Source organism: Kitasatospora sp. NPDC008050 (assembly GCF_042957465.1).
Lineage (GTDB): Bacteria > Actinomycetota > Actinomycetes > Streptomycetales > Streptomycetaceae > Kitasatospora.
Map to the genome: position 1 here is coordinate 22,555 of NZ_JBIBIJ010000035.1, position 16,094 is coordinate 38,648.

Consider the following 16,094-nt stretch of genomic DNA (forward strand, 5'->3'; position numbering starts at 1 on the left):
TCCGAAAGGGACGAGGGAGAAGAGAGCTCACCATGCACCACATCGCGGCCTCCCCGCTCCGCCGCGTCGCCGTCCTGGTCCTGGCCGGCGCAAAGCCACTGGACGTCGGCATTCCCGCGCAGGTCTTCGCCACGCGCCCGAGCATGCCGTGCGAGGTGCGCGTCTGCGGCGCGGCCCCCGGCCTGGTCAGCGGCGGGGACGGGCTGGCCTACGCCGTCTCCCACGGTCTCGAGGCGCTGGCGTGGGCCGACCTCGTCTTCGTCCCCGGCTACCGGTTCCCGGACCGCGAGGATCCGCCGCGAGCCGTCCTCGACGCCCTGATCGCCGCCCACGACCGGGGCGCGCGCCTCGCCGCCATCTCGACCGGCGCCTTCGCCCTCGCCGCCACGGGCCTGCTCAACGGCAAACGTGCGACGACGCACTGGCACTACACCCAGGCGCTGGCGGCGAAGCACCCGCAGGTACAGGTCGACGAGAACGTCCTGTTCGTCGACGAGGGCGACGTCCTGACCTCGGCCGGCGCCGCCTCGGGAATCGACCTGTGCCTGCACGTCCTGCGCAGCGAGTTCGGGGTCGCCGCGTCGAACCACGTCGCCCGGCGCCTGGTCGCCGCCCCCTACCGCAGCGGAGGCCAGGCGCAGTACGTGCCGCGCAGCGTGCCCGAGCCCCACGGCGCGCGCTTCGCCGCGACCCGCGACTGGGCCCTGCACCGGCTCGAAGAACCGCTCACCCTGCACCTGCTGGCCCGACACGCGGCCGTCTCGACCCGCACCTTCTCACGGCACTTCCTCAAGGAGACCGGGCACACGCCGATGCAGTGGGTGGTGCGCGCCCGCATCGACAGGGCCCGCGAGCTGCTCGAACAGTCGGAGTGCGGCATCGAGCAGATCGCCGCGATGGTCGGCCTCGGCACCGGGGCCAATCTGCGCCAGCATTTCCAGCGCATCCTCGGCACCTCGCCCGCCGAGTACCGGCGCACCTTCACCTGCGGCACCTGAGCCGGGTCCGGTCGACGGCGGAGCGGAAGGCGGCCTTCCCAATGTCCTGATCCTTGCGCATGATGGCGATCAGGACGCTGGTAGGCGTGCGGAGTTCCTGCCAACCTCGAAGGCGAGACGAAGGGACACACATGACTCGCATTGCCATCAACGGATTCGGCCGCATCGGGCGCAACGTGCTGCGCGCCCTGCTCGAACGCGACAGCAGCCTGGAGGTCGTCGCCATCAACGACCTCACCGAACCCACTGCCCTCGCGCGGCTGCTCGCCTTCGACACGACGGGCGGCCGGCTCGGCCGGCCGGTGACGGTCGAGGGGAACCAGCTCGTCGTCGACGGCCGACGGATCACGGTGCTGGCCGAGCGCGAGCCGGCGCAGCTGCCGTGGGGCGACCTCGGCGTCGACATCGTGCTGGAGGCGACGGGCCGGTTCACCGCGGCCAAGGCCGCCCGCGCCCACCTCGACGCGGGCGCGAAGAAGGTGCTCGTCAGCGCACCGTCGGACGGCGCCGACGTCACGCTCGCGTTCGGGGTGAACACCGATGCCTACGACCCGGCCGTGCACACGATCGTGTCGAACGCCTCGTGCACCACCAACGCGCTCGCGCCGCTCGCCGCCGTGCTCGACGAACTCGCGGGCATCGAACACGGTTTCATGACCACGGTGCACGCGTACACGCAGGAGCAGAACCTGCAGGACGGCCCGCACCGGGACGCCCGCCGCGCCCGCGCCGCCGCCGTCAACATCGCACCGACGACGACCGGTGCGGCCAAGGCCATCGGCCACGTGCTGCCCAACCTCGACGGCAAGCTGTCGGGCGACTCCATCCGCGTCCCGGTCCCGGTGGGCTCACTGGTCGAGCTCAACACGACCGTCTCCCGCGACGTCACGCGCGAGGAGGTGCTCGCGGCCTACCGCACGGCCGCTGAGGGCCCCTTGGCGGGCGTCCTGGAGTACTCCGAGGACGAACTCGTGTCGTCGGACATCACCGGCAACCCCGCGTCGTCGATCTTCGACTCCGCCCTCACCCGTGTCGACGGCCGCCACATCAAGGTGGTCGGCTGGTACGACAACGAGTGGGGCTTCTCCAACCGCGTGGTCGACACGCTCCAGCTCCTCGCCGGGAGCTGAACCCCGAGCAGAGCTCTACGGCGTGGCGCCCCGCCCGGCCGGGCGGCCCCCCCGCCCCGCCGGGCCCCCCCCCCGCGGGCCCTCCACCCCCCCCCCCCGGCGGGCCCCCCCCCCCCCCCCCCCCCCCCGGGGGGGCCCCCCCCCGGGGGGCGGGGCCCCCACGCCGGCACGTCAGGACCACAGCCGCGCGGCCATTCCTCCAGCGACCGTCACCCGAAAACGGAGACTCCGTGGACATCGACCTCGCCCGTACCTGGGTGCACGCCATCGCAACCGCCGTGGACAGACAGAAGGACCTCCTCACCCGGCTCGACTCGGCCATCGGCGACGCGGACCACGGCGTCAACATGCACCGCGGATTCACCGCCGCCGCGACCGCCGTGAGCGCTCTGGAGCCGGGCGCCGCCGGAGCGGTGCTCTTCGAAACGGGCAGCGCGCTGCTCTCCAACGTCGGCGGAGCCTCGGGGCCGTTCTTCGGCAGAGCCTTCCGTGCGATCGGCCAGGTCCTCGACGTCCCCACCGCCACTCCGCAGGAGATGGCGGATGCGCTGGCCGCGGGGCTGGCCGCGGTCGCGGAGCTCGGCGCCGCCGCTCCCGGTGACAAGACCGTCGTCGACGCCTGGGCGCCGGCCCTGGACGCCTTTCGCCACCGCGCCGACACCGGGTCCAACCTGGCCGCAGCCGCCCTCGCGGCGGCGGACGCGGCCGAGGAGGGAATGCGCGCCACCGTCCCGCTCCAGGCGCGCAAGGGGCGCGCCTCGTATCTCGGCACCCGCAGCATCGGCCACCAGGATCCCGGGGCCACCTCCGCCGCGCTCATCTTCCGGGCCCTGGCGGACACCGCGACCGCGCGCTGACCCGCACGCGTCTGTTGATTCACCATTGATGAACAGCGTTCTGAATAATGTTCCCGTGCCGCCGGGACCCTGTCAAGAGCGGCGGCGCCAGTCGACCCGTCAGGAATGAAGGTGGACGGAGCCGCCCCGGCGGGCACCCAGCTCCCGGGACAGATTGCGTGCGGTCTCGCGTACGGCGACCGCGAGTTCCTGCCGCGCCGGGTCCGCGAGCAGGCGTTCGACCGGCCCGACCACCCCGATCGCACCCGCCACCTCGCCCGAGCGGTCGAAGACGGGAGCGGCGATGGTCCCGTCGCCGATCGTGGATTCCTGGTCCTCCACCGCGTAGCCGGCGGCGGCCGCCTGATCGAGCTGGCGGGTGAGCACGGCGGGGTCGGTGGCGGTGGCCCCGGTGAGCGCCGTCAACTCGCCGAGCAGCAGCTCCTTTCGCAGCGCCGGGGGCGAGAAGGCGACGATCGCCTTGCCGAAGCCGCTGGCATTCCAGGGGATGGCCGCACCGACCTCGAGCATCTGCACCGCGCCCTCGGGCCTGAAGGCGTGGTGGACCACGAGGATCCGGCCGCCGGTCAGGACGGACACCCACACCGCCTCCTTGGTGCGGGCGGCGAGCAGCTCGGCCCAGGTCAGCGAACGGCTGCGGAGCTCATGGGTGTCCAGGTAGGCGTTGCCGAAGGCCACCAGGTCGGGCCCGAGCCGGTACTTGGAGCCCTCCGAGTCGCGGGACACCAGCCCCTCCGACTCCAGTGTCCGCAGCAGCGCGTGAACGGTGGGCTTGGCCACGCCCAGGCGGTCGGCCAGCTCTGTGACGCCCAGTCGCGGGCCGTCCGTGGCGAGCTCGCGCAAGATGCGGATCGCCCGCTGTACCGACTGAACCACAAGGACTCCAGTTTTGCATTACTGAACAGTGTTCCGAAACGTAGCACCCCTGTTCGCGGGCGTCTCGGTTGGCATTGTATTGGTGCGATGGCCTCCGGGTGAGGAGCGCTGACGGGGCCGGGGGAGGAGGTCGTCAACCACCGGTCTCATCCGGCCGAGCCGGAACAGCGGCCTCCCACTACGCGGCTGCCTCCTGGTGGGGCCCCGCCAGGAGGCAGCCCGCTGTGAGGCCGCGTCACCCCCGCGTGATCTGATGCTGACGCCGACCGACCCTCGTGGTTCGGGGTCGAACTGTGTGACCCGAGTGGAACCTGATGGGCGGTCGGTTCGTCCATGGACTGACCGCAGGATCATCGGAAGGAGCTCACGTGGCCAGGTGGATACGTAAACGCGCGCTGTTCCAGACTGCCGGGGCGCTCGTTGCCCTCGCTGCCGGGGCGGCGCCGTCCGCGCCCCTGACCCTCGCTTCACCAGTGGCGTTCGGTGCGCCCGCGCCCGCGTCCGCCGCGGGTGGGGCGGCGCCGGCCGGGCAGCCGTCGCTGGACGGTGGCGGCCCCCGGGTGCTGCCGCAGCCGCCGGGTGCGGTGGCCGGGTCGCCCTTCGCGGCACCGACCCCCGTGCTGCCGACCGGGACGCCGGGCACCGTGCCGGTGACGCCCGCGACCTCGCTGTCCGTGGGCGGGGCCCGGCTGCCGGCCACGGTGTTCGCCGCCTACCGCAACGCCGAGGCGTCGCTCGCCGGAACCGACCCGGGCTGCCACCTGCCGTGGCAACTGCTGGCCGGCATCGGGCAGGTGGAGTCCGGCCAGGCCGACGGCGGCCGGGTCGACGCCTCCGGTACGACGTACACGCCGATCCTCGGTCCGGCGCTGGACGGGACCAGTGGTTTCGCCGCGATCCCGAACTCCGACGCCGGCGCCTACGACGGCGGCGGTTCCTGGGCCCGGGCCGTGGGGCCGATGCAGTTCCTCCCCTCCACCTGGGCGACCTGGGGCGCCGACGGCAACGGTGACGGCAAGGCCGACCCCAACAACATCTGGGACGCCGCGCTGGGCGCCGGCCGCTACCTCTGCGCGAACGGCCGCGACCTGTCGGTGCCGGCCCAGCTCAACCAGGCGATCCTCGGCTACAACAACTCCACCGACTACCTCAACACGGTCAAGGGGTGGATGACCTACTTCCAGACCGGCGCCTCGGCGGTGCCGGACCTGTCGGCGGTGCCCGGCCCGGTCACGCCCGGCCCGGTCACGGCGCCCGTCAGCACCGGGTTGTTCTCGGTCGTGCCGACGCCCCAGCCGCCCGCGGCCGGGGCGCCCACGAGCGTCGCCCCGGCCTCGCCGAGCGCCCCGTCGAGCTCTGCGCCGAGCGCTTCGCCGTCGCCGAGCGCGAACCCGTCGCCCACGGCCACGCCCACCGCGTCGCCGAGCGCCTCCGCGGCGCCCACCCCCACGGCGCCGGCGTCGCCGACCGGCTCGCCGAGCGCCTCCGCGGCGCCCACCCCCACGGCGCCGGCGTCGCCGACCGGCTCGCCGAGCGCCCCGGCGTCCCCGACCACGAAGCCGTCGCCCACGGCCGGCGCCTCGTCGTCGCCGACCGGGCAGCCGTCGCCGAGCCCCACCGCCTCGCCGACGGGCACCGCGAGCCCGACGCCGACCGGCTGCCCCTCCCCGACGGCCGGCGCGTCCGCCTCCCCGAGCCCGTCGGCCTCGGCCTCGCCGACGCCCTCGCCGTCCGCGACGCCGACGCCCGCCGCCTCCGCGTCCGCCTCCGCGTCCGCGACCCCGGGCTCCCCGGCGCCCTCCGGCAGCCCGTCGCCGAGCTGCGGGTCCCCCTCGCCCACCCCCACGGCCGCGCCGACGGGCTCCCCGAGCCCGTCGCCCTCCGCGACCGCCAAGTGAGCCAAGCGCCGGGCGCCGGTTCTGTCCGGAAACCCGAGTGCGGTCTGTCGGCTGGGTCTGGGAGCATGCCCGGATGGTCCACCGACTCGAACCGCTGGTCATCCGGCACACCCATCGCATCCCCGCCCCCTGCGGTCCCGCCGGGGAGGGTGGCGTCGCGGCGCGGCAGTTCGATGCCGCGCTGATGTCCGTGGGCTTCAAGCTCTCGGCCGCGCTGCTGGAGCGCCTGTCGGGGCTGGCCGCGACCGCGGTCGTCGAGATCGCCGCGCGCACGCTGGAGACCGTGCGGGAGATGACCGGCGACCACGTCGAGCACAACGTCTACTTCGTCGACTTCCCGGCCAAGGTGCCGGACACGTTCGAGTTCTGGATGCGGTGCGTCGCCGAGGCCCTGCGGGACGACGCCCCGGGCGACGACAGCGTGCGTGAGGACACCGTGCGTGACGACACCGTGCGGGAGGGCGCCTTCGCCCAGCTGCGCGCCGGTGTGGTCGACCTGCTGACCCTCCCGTCGTACGGCAGCTACCAGCACACGTACGCCGAGATGCTCGCCGCCCACGGCGAGCTGATCGCCGCCGCGGGCGACCGCCTGACGGTGCTGCACCTGGGCGGCGCCCCGGCGGACGAGGTCAGCGACCTGTATCTGGCGCTGGCGGGCAGCACGACCCCGCTGGGCGAGGAGGGGCTGCGCGACCTCGGCGCGCTGGCCGGGCAGTGCGTCGACGGTCCCCAGCCCGGGGCGATACCGGTGCGGGAGAGCCGGGCCGTGGTCAACCGCGCCCGTCTCGCGGCCGGTGCCGAGCTGCTGCTGGACACCGTGACCGATGTGCTCCGCCTGGCCTGCGCGCTGTCGGACGGTGACGTGACCCTGCTGGAGCCGACCCGGTTCCGGTCACTGTCCCGGCCGGTCCGCCGCGCCCTGCTCGCCGGCCTGGACGCCGTGGTCGCGGCGGCCCCCGGCAAGCTCGCCGACGTCACCGCGCACCGCGAGGCGTTCAAGCGCCTCGGCGAGCGCCTGCACCCGCACGAGTACCCGCGCTGGCCGTACGCCGCCGAGGTGTTCGCGGTGGCCCGCGGAGAGCAGGAGGCCCGCTCCTTCGACAGCCGGGTCGAGGAACTGCTCGGCGGAGACGACGTGACCGGGGCGGCACGGCTGTTGACGGCCGCTCCGGGCAGGCTGTTCCGCGCCCTGGACCGTCTGCTGCGTGCCTGCCGCACCCAGGAGGAGCGCGACGCCGTCGTGGCCGCCGCCGAGCAGGTCGCCCCGCAGGTGTCCGGCCGCGTGCTGCTGTCGGTCCGTGAGTACTTCCACAACCGGACCGAGGACAGGGGCGAGCGCCGTGTCTTCGTCAACCGCCGCGGCCGTGCCTGGGTCACCGCCGACACCCGCTCACCCGTGCTGCCGCCCGAGCGCGAGCGCCTGATCGCGGCCCTGGACGCCGAGACGCGCCGCCGCCTGCCCGCGCCCGGGCACCTGCTGATCGACCCCGACATCCTCGACGTCGCGCTGCCGCTCAGCGGCAACGCGACGGGGGCCGGCCTCGGGGTGCTGCCGCGCGGCTCCCTCTCCCCGGTCGACGGCGACCTGCTCCGGTTCTTCGTCCACTGGAAGGAGAGCAGCCGCACCACCGACTTCGACCTGTCCGCGCTGCTCCTGGACGCCTCGTACGGGACGGTCTGCTGGCTCTCCTACACCGAACTCACGCAGGTCGAGGGCGAGCACTCGGGGGACATCACCGCTGCGCCCGAGGGCGCTTCGGAGTTCATCAACCTGCGGCTGAACGCCGTGCGCGGCACCTTCATCGTCCCGCAGGTCAACATCTACTCGGGCGAGGGCTTCGAGGAGGTCGAGGAGTCGTTCTTCGGCTTCATGCTGCGCGAGGCCGAGCAGCAGGGCCGTCCGTTCGAGGCGCGCACCGTGCGGATGAAGTCGGAACTGCGCGGCCCGGGCCGGGTCGCGCTGCCGCTGGTGTTCCTGCGCGGGCAGGACGGCAGTTGGCGCGCGAAGTGGCTGCACCTCTACCTCCAGGGAAACCCGCAGGCCAACCGGGTCGAGGGGAACCGGGTGTCGGTGGCGACGCTGGTGCGGGGCGTCGTCGAGCGCGACTACCTCACGGTGCGGTACCTCACCGAGCTGATGGCCGAGCGCGCCACGGCGACCACGCTGTGGGACGGCACCACCGTGCCGGACGGCCCGGTCACCTACCTCGGCCTGGCCCGCCCGCAGGGGCTGCACCCGGATTCGGTGGTCGTCACGCCGGAAAACCTGCGTGCCCTGATCCCCGGCTGACTGCTAGCGTTGGCCCCGGCGAGGCCATGGACGGACTTCCTTCTCCTTCCTCTCTGAAATTAGTCCCTCCGCTTTCCTCGCCATCGACGTCACGCCGGGGTGCCGACATTCGGCACCCCGGCGTTGTCGTGTCGACGGGCTCGGCGGTGGTCAGGTCGGTTCAACCGGTCCACCCCGTCGCGGTGTTGGCCGGCACCCGCCGCACCTCCGGGCGCGGCCAGCTGTGGTGGTGCTGGTCGATCACGTAGTGGTGGCCGTGGCGCCAACTCCCGGCCGGCGTCCGGTGGGCACCGGCGAGGTGGGGGTGGCCGGCGGGCAGGTCGCTGTGCAGGTGGGGCAGCGCCCCGGGGTCGTGGCGCGGCCAGAGCAGGACGGCGCCGACGGCCGCGGCGAGGGCGACGGCGGCGAGCACCAGGGCGGTGGCGCGCAGGCCCGCCTCGGCGGCGACCCAGCCGGCGAGCGGGTAGGTCAGCAGCCAGCAGGAGTGGGAGAGGGAGAACTGGGCGGCGAAGGCGGCGGGCAGGTCGGCGTCGGCGGCGGAGCGGCGGACCACCCGTCCGCCGGGGGTGAGCACGGCCGAGCTGCCCGCGCCGATCAGCGCCCACGCGGCCAGCAGCGCGACCCAGGACCAGGTACCGGGGGCGGCGGCGGTGATCGCGGCGACGGCGGCGAGGACGGCGGGCAGCGCGAACGCGGCGGGCAGCATGACCGTCCGGTCGCTCACCCGGTGCAGCACGCGGGGCATCAGCAGCGCGGTGGCCATGGACCCGGCGCCGTAGCAGCCGAGCGCGAGGGAGACGTCGCCGGCGGGGTGGTGGAAGTGCTCGCGGACCACGACGACCGTGTTGACGAAGACGATCGCGCCGGCCGCGGCGACCGCGAGGTCGAGCGCGAGCAGTGCCCGCAGGCGCGGGGTGGCCCGGTACAGCCGTGAGCCGAACAGCGCGTTGGCGTAGACGCCGCCGGGGCGCTCCACCGGGGGAGCCTTCGGCAGGACGGCGGAGAGGACCAGGGCGGCGGAGGCGGCGAATCCGATCATCGTCCCGGTGAACAGCCAGCTGTAGGACACCACGGTCAGCAGCAGCGCGGCCAGTGCCGGGGAGAAGAGCGACTCCAGGTCGTAGGCGAGCCGGGACATCGACAGCGCCTGGGTGTAGTCGCGTTCGGCCGGCAGCACTTCGGGGATGGTGGCCTGGAAGGTCGGGGTGAAGGCGGCGGAGGCGGCCTGGAGCAGAAAGACCGTCAGGTAGATCTGCCAGACCTGGGTGACGAACGGCAGGGTGAGGGCGACGCCCGCGCGGGTGAGGTCCATCGTGACCATCAGTGCCCGCCGGGGGACGCGGCCGGCGAGGGCGCCGGCGAGCGGTGCGATCGTCACATAGGCGACCATCTTGATCGCCAGCGCCGTGCCCAGCACCGCCGAGGCGTTGTTCCCCGCGATCCGGTAGGCGAGGAGCGACAGGGCCACCGTCGCCAGGCCGGTGCCGACCAGGGCGACGACCTGCGCGGTGAACAGGTGGCGGTAGGTGCGGTTGCGCAGCACGGACAGCATCGGTCGCGCCCTCGGAGTCGGCGATGGTGACCGGGCCATGGTAGCCAATATGTGCGCACCTGCGCACCTGTTCAGCGAGGATCACCGCGCCGTCGCCCGCGCGCTCGGCCAGGGGCCGGTCAGTCGTGCGGGGGCAACGAGCCGATCTGGTGGTCGGCGACGTTCAACGCCTCGTCGACCAGCCGGCGCAGGTGGCCGTGGCGCAGCGAGTAGACGACGCGGCGCCCGTCCTTGCGGGTCGTGACGAGGCCGGCGAGGCGGAGCTTGGCCAAGTGCTGGGAGACGGAGGGGCGGGCGGCTCCGGTGGCCTCGGTGAGCGTGGTCACGTCCGCCTCCCCGCGGCCGAGCCGCTCCAGCAGGGCGAGCCGGGTGCGGTCGGCGAGCAGCGCGAGGATCGAGGCGGCGACCTCCAGCTGCTCGCCTCTGCTGTGCTGCTGCGAGCCATGTGCATCTGCTGTCGGCGTGCGCTTGTCCATCGGGCCATCGTAGGGGTGGCCGGGATTGCGCACCTGCGCACATGTCACGGCGGGGAGGCCACCGAGGTCGTCACCCGGGCCATCGACAAGCTGCGCCAAGGACCGGCGGACAGGGCCCAGTGCCTTCGCCGCGCCGGCCGGCCGGCCCGGAACGGTCACGGGCCGACTCGCCGGTCACCCCTGCGTGCGCCGCGGCCGGGCCCGCAGCGCGACCTCCAGCTCGAACCGGGCGCCCGGCGCGGTGAGCTCCCGCCCGAACAACTCCTCGACCCGGTGCAGGCGTTGGCGGGCGGTCTGTGGGTGGATACCGAGCCGGGCCGCGACCTCCGGCGCGCTGCCGTGGTCGGTCTGCAGCCAGGCCAGCAGCGTGGCGGCCACCCGATCGGCCTGCTTGGCGGTCAGCTCGGCCAGCGGCGCCAGCCGCCGCTCGGCGATCAGGTGCACCAGCGGGCGGTCCGCGAGGAGCAGCAGTTCGGCCAGGTGGTCCTCGCAGTCCACCGGCCGCAGGAGCGGGCCCGGCAGCTCGGCGCGCAGCAGCCGGGCCCAGCGCAGCGACCGGGTGGCCTCGGTGAGCGGCACCGACGGTCCGATCACCGCGCCCTGTCCGCTCAGGGCCTCCAGCACCTGGCCGTCGCGCAGGTACGCCCGCGGCACCAGCAGACACGGCTCGGGCGGTTCCAGATCGGCCAGCACCGCGTCCGGCAGCTGCGGCGTCCGGGAGTGCCGGGGACGTTCGACGGTCGGCGGATCCAGCACCACCGCGGCCACCCGGTCGGGCAGCGCCCAGTCCGCGGCCGCCGCGGCCCGTCGCACCTCCTGGTCGCCCGCCCCCTCCAGCAGCGCCCGCAGCAGGTGGTGCCGGGCCCGACCCAGCGCCCCGGCCCGGTCGGTACGGGCCTCCAGGTAGCCGCGCACGCTCGCCGCCGCGATCTCGTCGATGTGCGCGAACACCGCCTCGGCCAGCGTCACCAGGCTCTCCGCCCCCAGCCCGGCCCGCCGCGCCACCCGGGCGTAGCGGCGCCACGCGACCCGGGCGCCGAGCCGGTAGGCGGCCTGCAGCGCGTCCAGGCTGCGGCCCTCGGTCAGCTCGCCGCGCCCGAGCGAACGGTAGATCCGCAGCCGCTCCGGATCGAGGCCGGCGGGCTCCTCGACGCGGTCGGCGAACTCCGCCAGCGCGGTCTCCACGCCCTGCTGGATTCCCGCGCCGAATTGTCCGGCGAGGGGGCGGGCGAATTCCGGGATACCCGCTCTGATCTCTCGGATGATTTCGGCGGCCAGGCTCTTCTGCTCCGCTCGGAGAGCTGTGGATAAATTGCGCCCGAACGCGCCCCAGGGTCCTGTCACGAGGTGTGAGTATGCGGCGGTGTTACCGGCCAGTCAATAGCTTTGGCAAGGTATTTGGGCCCTGCCGGGGTCGCCGGTGGGCCTCGGAACACTCGCCTGGGTGACAGCTTTCGGCCGGTCCGGAAGAAATTCCTGGCAGTCGCGGGAGAACTTCCCCCGGGGCGCCACCGGGCGCGTTGACGGCCGATCGGCGCGCACCTAGCTTCGGGATCCGGCCGCCGGATGCGAGGAATATTCCGGCACGTATCGAAAGGTGTGCACTATGAGAACGAAGCGAGTACGGGTGCTCGCCGTCGCGGCCGGCGCCGCGACCGCTCTGCTGGTCGCCGTCGCACAGCCGGCCGCGGCCGCACAGTCGGCCGCCGCCCCCGCGTACCCGGTGGAGAACCACTTCCCCGTCGGACTGCTGAGCGGCTTCCTCACCCCCGACCAGGCACCGCCCGGTGCGAACGACTGGTCCTGCGAACCGAGCGCCGCCCACCCCGACCCCGTCGTCCTGGTGCACGGCACCGCCGAGAGCATGGACGACTACTGGCGCGGCGCCGCCCCGCTGCTCGCGGACGCCGGTTACTGCGTCTACGCCTTCAACTACGGCGGCGCCCCCGGCGCACCCGTCCAGGGCCTGGGTCCCATCGCCGACTCCGCCGGCCGGCTGTCCGCCTTCGTCGACCAGGTGCTGGCCGCCACCCACGCCGCGAAGGTGGACCTGGTCGGCCACTCCCAGGGCGGTGGCCTGCTGCCCCGCTACTACCTGAAGAACCTCGGCGGCGCCGCCAAGGTCGCCAAACTGGTCGGCATCACCCCCAACAACAACGGCACCACCCTCGACGGCCTCACCCGACTCGGCCGTCAGCTCGGCCTGCTGGAGCCCGCCAACAGCCTCCTCGACACCTCCTGCGCGGCCTGCGTCGAGCAGGAGATCGGTTCCCCGTTCCTCACCCAGCTCAACGCCGGCGGCCTGACCGCCCCCGGCGTCGACTACACGGTCATCGCCACCAGGTTCGACGAGGTGGTCACCCCCTACACCAACAGCTTCCTGCCCGACGGTCCCCAGGTCACCGACCTCACCCTCCAGGACCAGTGCCCGCTCGACGCCACCGACCACCTGGAGGCCGGCTACGACCCCGTCGCGCTCGCCGACGTCCTCAACGCCCTCGACCCCGCGCACCCCAGCCCCGTCCCCTGCCGGATCGTCCTCCCGATCACCGGCCCCCTCCGCTGACCGGCCCGCCTCCGCTGACCGGCCCACCCGGCCCGCCCGGCCCACCGCCCGGTGCGCCCGCTCCGGGCGGTGGGCCCGCGGCTCGCTAGACCGCGTACGAGCAGCCCCCGTCGATCGGGGCGACCGACCCGGTGCTGATGCACACCCGGTTGACGACCTCCCCGGGGGTGTCCCAGTGGTAGCCGGTGCGGACCCAGCCGGACGAACTGCCGAAGCTGTAGACGTCGCTGGCCTGGATCCAGGTCCTGCCGCCGTCGGTCGACCGGTAGAGCGCACCCTTGCAGGTGGGGCCGTTCGAGATGAAGGCCCCCCGGGCGACCTCGTAGCCCAGGGTGCTGTCGTAGGCCTTGTCGATCACCGCCTCACAGGTGGTGCTTCCGATGTACAGCTTGGTCCAGGTGACTCCGCCCTGGTAGTTGGTGAGCGTGTCGGCGAAGGCCGGAACGGTGGCCAGGCTGACGGCTCCCGCCGCCACCGCCGTGACCGTGAGTGCCTTGATGCTGGTGCGCATGGTCCCCCTCCTGGATCGGCGGCCCGGCGACTTCGGCTGCCGGACCGGATGGGCCGCTCATCGCGGCCTGCGCCCAGGCTCCTCCGGCTGCGCCGGCAAGGCGTCATACCTGGACCGCAACTGCCGGTAAACCTCTGCGGTAGCCGTCCGGACCGGTCGGCTCCGGATGCCGACCCTGCTGTGACCCAAGGGAGTTGACCCCAGCTCCGGTGTCCGTCCGTCTGTCCGTCTGTCCGTCCGGTCAGGGCAGCGGACCGGTGCGGTGGATCCGGAGCAGCAGCAGCGCGGTGTGCAGGCGCGAGCGGCCCGCCGGCGTGTCGAACGGGTGGCCCAGGGCCGCGCGCAGCTGGGGCAGCCGGGCCTGAAGGGTCGAGTGGTGCAGGTGGAGCGCGGCCGCGGCGCGGCGCAGGCTGTCCTGCTCGACCAGCGCCGTCAGCGTGGCGAGTGAACCGGCGGCCGCCGCCTCGACGGCCAGCAGGGTGCGGACGTCCTCGACCAGCGCGTCCGCGGGCGCTACGTGCTCGGCCAGCACGGCCAGGGCGCCGAGGTCCTCGTGGCGCAGCTGCCGCGGGCCCGGATCGGCGCCGCTGCCGTCGGCGGTCAGCCGGAGCGCGGCCAGCGCCCCGGCCCAGGAACGCCAGACCTCGGTGACGCCCGTCGCCGCACCGATCCCCGCCCGGTAGTCCGTCGGCGGGTCCGGCTCCGCCCCGCCGACGGCGGGAACGATGGCCGCGGTCACCCGGCCGATCCGGGTGCTCCACCGGCTGCGCACCGGGTCGGCGAACTCCACGGCTGCGCCGGGGCGGTCGGGCGAGTGCCGCAGGGGCAGCGCCGCCACGGCCCGCACCCGCAGGTCGGTGGGAATGGTGAGCCGGCGGGCGGCGCGCAGCCGGGTGGCCTCGTCGCCGTCGGCCGCGAGCAGGACCTCGACGCTGGCCGGATCCCAGGCCGGGGCGCGGCCCCGGGTGCGGTCCAGGACGATGCAGACCCCGGCGGCGAAGCGCTCCAGGATCACCCCGTCCACGGTGGTCGGTTCGCCCGCCCGCTCGATCCAGACCCGGCCGTGCGCGGTACCCGCCAGGTCCAGGCCGGGCCAGCGTGCGGCGGCCGGCCCCGGGTCCAGCCGGCTGCCGTCCTGGTGCACGCGCACCTGGACGTGCCGGTCCGGGTCGTGCAGCCCGGCCGGGCAGCCGGCCAGTACCGCGGCCCCGCGGACGAAGGCGTCCAGGCCGGCCCGGCCGGAGACCAGGGCGTCGAAGTACGCGATCGCCCGCACCGCGCTCTCGGCATCAGGATCCAACGCCGAGAGTCGTTCGAGGAGTTGCTCCACGCCCGCCCCTTCCCACCGCCGCTGTTCCGGTCCGGCGCCGACCCTACCGGCCGTCGCCCCGCCGCATGGCGGATGATGTGCGGCGGTACCCGCCGGGCGGCGGTTGTCCGGGCCCGGCGCCCAGAGCCAGGCTGGGGCCCGACGATGATCACCCACCCCGTTCAGGAGCCCGCCGTGACCGAGCCCGCCCCCCGCGGCAGTACGGCCCGCCGTACCCGCCCGCCCTTCGACCCCGAGCTGGGCGCGGTCCTCGCCGCGCTGCCCGAGGAGATCCGCGCCGTCTGCTCGATCGGCCCCGACGACATCCCCGCCTTCCGTGCGATGAACCAGGGCATGCGTCCGGACCCGGCGGCCCTGACCCGTGGCGGCGCCGTCACGGTCGAGGAGCGGGTGATCCCGGGAACGCCGGGCGGGCCCGAGCTGCCGGTGCTGATCCTGCGCCCGACCCGGGGCCCCGGGCCCTGGCCGGCCGTCTACCACGTGCACGGCGGCGGCCTGGTCTCCGGCGACCAGTGGGAGCAGGCCGACACCCTGGCCGAGTGGGTCGACCTGCTCGGCGTCGTCGCAGTCGCCGTGGGCTACCGGCTGGCGCCCGAACACCCGTACCCCGCACCGGTCGAGGACTGCTACGCCGGGCTGGTGTGGACCGCCGCCCACGCCGAGGCACTCGCCATCGACCCGGACCGGCTGATCATCTGGGGCTCCAGCGCGGGTGGCGGGCTCGCCGCCGCGACCGCCCTGCTGGCCCGTGACCGCGGCGGTCCGGCGCTGTCCCACCAGATCCTGCAGTGCCCGATGCTGGACGACCGGGAGTTGACCTCGTCCAGCCAGGAGCTGGACGGCGAGGGATTCTGGGACCGCCACTCCAACCGGACCGGCTGGCAGAGCCTGCTCGGCCCGGCCGCCGGCGGCCCCGACGTCCCGGCATACGCCGCCCCGGCCCGCGCCGAGGACCTCGGCGGCCTGCCGCCCGCCTTCATCGACGTGGGCCAGGTCGAGACCTTCCGCGACGAGGCGCTGGACTACGCCGCCCGACTCTCCCGCGCCGGTGTCCCGGTCGAACTGCACATGTGGCCCGGTGCCTGGCACGGCTTCGCGGTCGCGGCACCGCAGGCCGCGGTCTCGCAACTGGCCATCGCCGCCCGCAGCGCCTACCTGCGGCGAGTCCTCTCCTGACAGCCGGTCAGCGGATATCTGGCACCAGCGGTGCGGGATCCTCGGTTGCGACCGGCCCGTCACGCGACCTGTTACCGCATGACGGCGCGCAACCGGGTCCGGCTGGCCAAGCGCCACCTCCCCGCCGCTCTGGTGCCGGTCCACCTCACCTCCTGGGCGCTGTACATGCTGGCGGGACAGGAGATTTGCTTCTGGGGCTCGACGGGTCTAGCGTGTCCTAGTCGCTCGGCAGGGAGCACCGGACACGCATCGGCGCGGACGGTCCCGGGGCGGCCACTCTCCTGAAACACCATCCCGGCAAGATCGTCGGTCGTCGGCGCGCTGCTTTTCGCACGCTTATGCGGCTGGCTTCTTTTGTCGTGCCGGTATTTCGGCGGGTGGGCCGGATTCGCTTTTCGGAGCGGGGCTGGGCTAAAGTTCAACACGTCGGACAG

Annotated in this window: 13 protein-coding genes; 7 read left to right on the plus strand and 6 right to left on the minus strand. The window is 74.0% G+C overall.

Annotated elements, in window-relative coordinates; translation table 11 throughout:
• Nucleotides 1–32: 32 nt before the first annotated feature.
• From ACFZB9_RS36060 to dhaL, 3 genes are all read left to right on the plus strand, one after another.
• A complete protein-coding gene (locus ACFZB9_RS36060; protein ID WP_391454284.1) occupies nucleotides 33–998 on the plus strand; it encodes a GlxA family transcriptional regulator in 966 nt (321 codons plus the stop codon).
• Between the two features lie 131 nt (nucleotides 999–1,129).
• Entirely contained in the window at nucleotides 1,130–2,128 is a 999-nt protein-coding gene (gene gap, locus ACFZB9_RS36065) for a type I glyceraldehyde-3-phosphate dehydrogenase (RefSeq protein ID WP_391454286.1), read from the plus strand.
• A gap of 230 nt (nucleotides 2,129–2,358) precedes the next feature.
• A complete protein-coding gene (gene dhaL, locus ACFZB9_RS36070) occupies nucleotides 2,359–2,985 on the plus strand; it encodes a dihydroxyacetone kinase subunit DhaL (RefSeq protein WP_391454288.1) in 627 nt (208 codons plus the stop codon).
• Between the two features lie 99 nt (nucleotides 2,986–3,084).
• On the opposite strand, the gene ACFZB9_RS36075 is transcribed toward dhaL, so the two are convergent.
• The gene (locus ACFZB9_RS36075) at nucleotides 3,085–3,861 is read right to left on the minus strand and encodes an IclR family transcriptional regulator (protein WP_391454289.1); all 777 of its coding nucleotides are present in this window, start codon (nucleotides 3,859–3,861) and stop codon (nucleotides 3,085–3,087) included.
• Between the two features lie 473 nt (nucleotides 3,862–4,334).
• Here ACFZB9_RS36075 and ACFZB9_RS36080 point away from each other — a divergent pair, with 473 nt between their 5' ends.
• Nucleotides 4,335–5,759, plus strand: a complete 1,425-nt coding sequence (locus ACFZB9_RS36080) for a lytic murein transglycosylase (protein ID WP_391454290.1) — start codon at nucleotides 4,335–4,337, stop codon at nucleotides 5,757–5,759.
• A 73-nt stretch (nucleotides 5,760–5,832) separates the two neighbouring features.
• Nucleotides 5,833–8,049 (plus strand): hypothetical protein, encoded by a 2,217-nt coding sequence (locus tag ACFZB9_RS36085; RefSeq protein ID WP_391454292.1) that lies wholly within the window; start codon nucleotides 5,833–5,835, stop codon nucleotides 8,047–8,049.
• Nucleotides 8,050–8,209: 160 nt separating this feature from the next.
• Here the strand turns inward: ACFZB9_RS36085 and ACFZB9_RS36090 are convergent, their stop codons facing one another.
• The 3 genes from ACFZB9_RS36090 to ACFZB9_RS36100 all read right to left on the minus strand — a co-directional run bounded on the left by ACFZB9_RS36090 (nucleotide 8,210) and on the right by ACFZB9_RS36100 (nucleotide 11,421).
• Nucleotides 8,210–9,601 (minus strand): MFS transporter, encoded by a 1,392-nt coding sequence (locus ACFZB9_RS36090; RefSeq protein ID WP_391454294.1) that lies wholly within the window; start codon nucleotides 9,599–9,601, stop codon nucleotides 8,210–8,212.
• A 119-nt stretch (nucleotides 9,602–9,720) separates the two neighbouring features.
• Entirely contained in the window at nucleotides 9,721–10,077 is a 357-nt protein-coding gene (locus ACFZB9_RS36095; RefSeq protein ID WP_391454295.1) for an ArsR/SmtB family transcription factor, read from the minus strand.
• A 174-nt stretch (nucleotides 10,078–10,251) separates the two neighbouring features.
• Nucleotides 10,252–11,421 carry a helix-turn-helix domain-containing protein gene (locus ACFZB9_RS36100; RefSeq protein ID WP_391454296.1) on the minus strand — a complete coding sequence of 390 codons (1,170 nt, stop codon included), beginning with the start codon at nucleotides 11,419–11,421 and terminating at the stop codon, nucleotides 10,252–10,254.
• Nucleotides 11,422–11,683: 262 nt separating this feature from the next.
• On the opposite strand from ACFZB9_RS36100, the gene ACFZB9_RS36105 reads away from it, so the two are divergent.
• Entirely contained in the window at nucleotides 11,684–12,643 is a 960-nt protein-coding gene (locus ACFZB9_RS36105) for an esterase/lipase family protein (protein ID WP_391454298.1), read from the plus strand.
• 85 nt (nucleotides 12,644–12,728) lie between these two features.
• Here ACFZB9_RS36105 and ACFZB9_RS36110 read toward each other — a convergent pair whose 3' ends face one another.
• Both ACFZB9_RS36110 and ACFZB9_RS36115 read right to left on the minus strand, forming a co-directional pair.
• Entirely contained in the window at nucleotides 12,729–13,154 is a 426-nt protein-coding gene (locus ACFZB9_RS36110; RefSeq protein WP_391454299.1) for a hypothetical protein, read from the minus strand.
• A 241-nt stretch (nucleotides 13,155–13,395) separates the two neighbouring features.
• A complete protein-coding gene (locus tag ACFZB9_RS36115; protein ID WP_391454301.1) occupies nucleotides 13,396–14,484 on the minus strand; it encodes a helix-turn-helix domain-containing protein in 1,089 nt (362 codons plus the stop codon).
• Nucleotides 14,485–14,658: 174 nt separating this feature from the next.
• Here ACFZB9_RS36115 and ACFZB9_RS36120 point away from each other — a divergent pair, with 174 nt between their 5' ends.
• The gene (locus tag ACFZB9_RS36120) at nucleotides 14,659–15,660 is read left to right on the plus strand and encodes an alpha/beta hydrolase (RefSeq protein WP_391454303.1); all 1,002 of its coding nucleotides are present in this window, start codon (nucleotides 14,659–14,661) and stop codon (nucleotides 15,658–15,660) included.
• Nucleotides 15,661–16,094 lie beyond the last annotated feature (434 nt).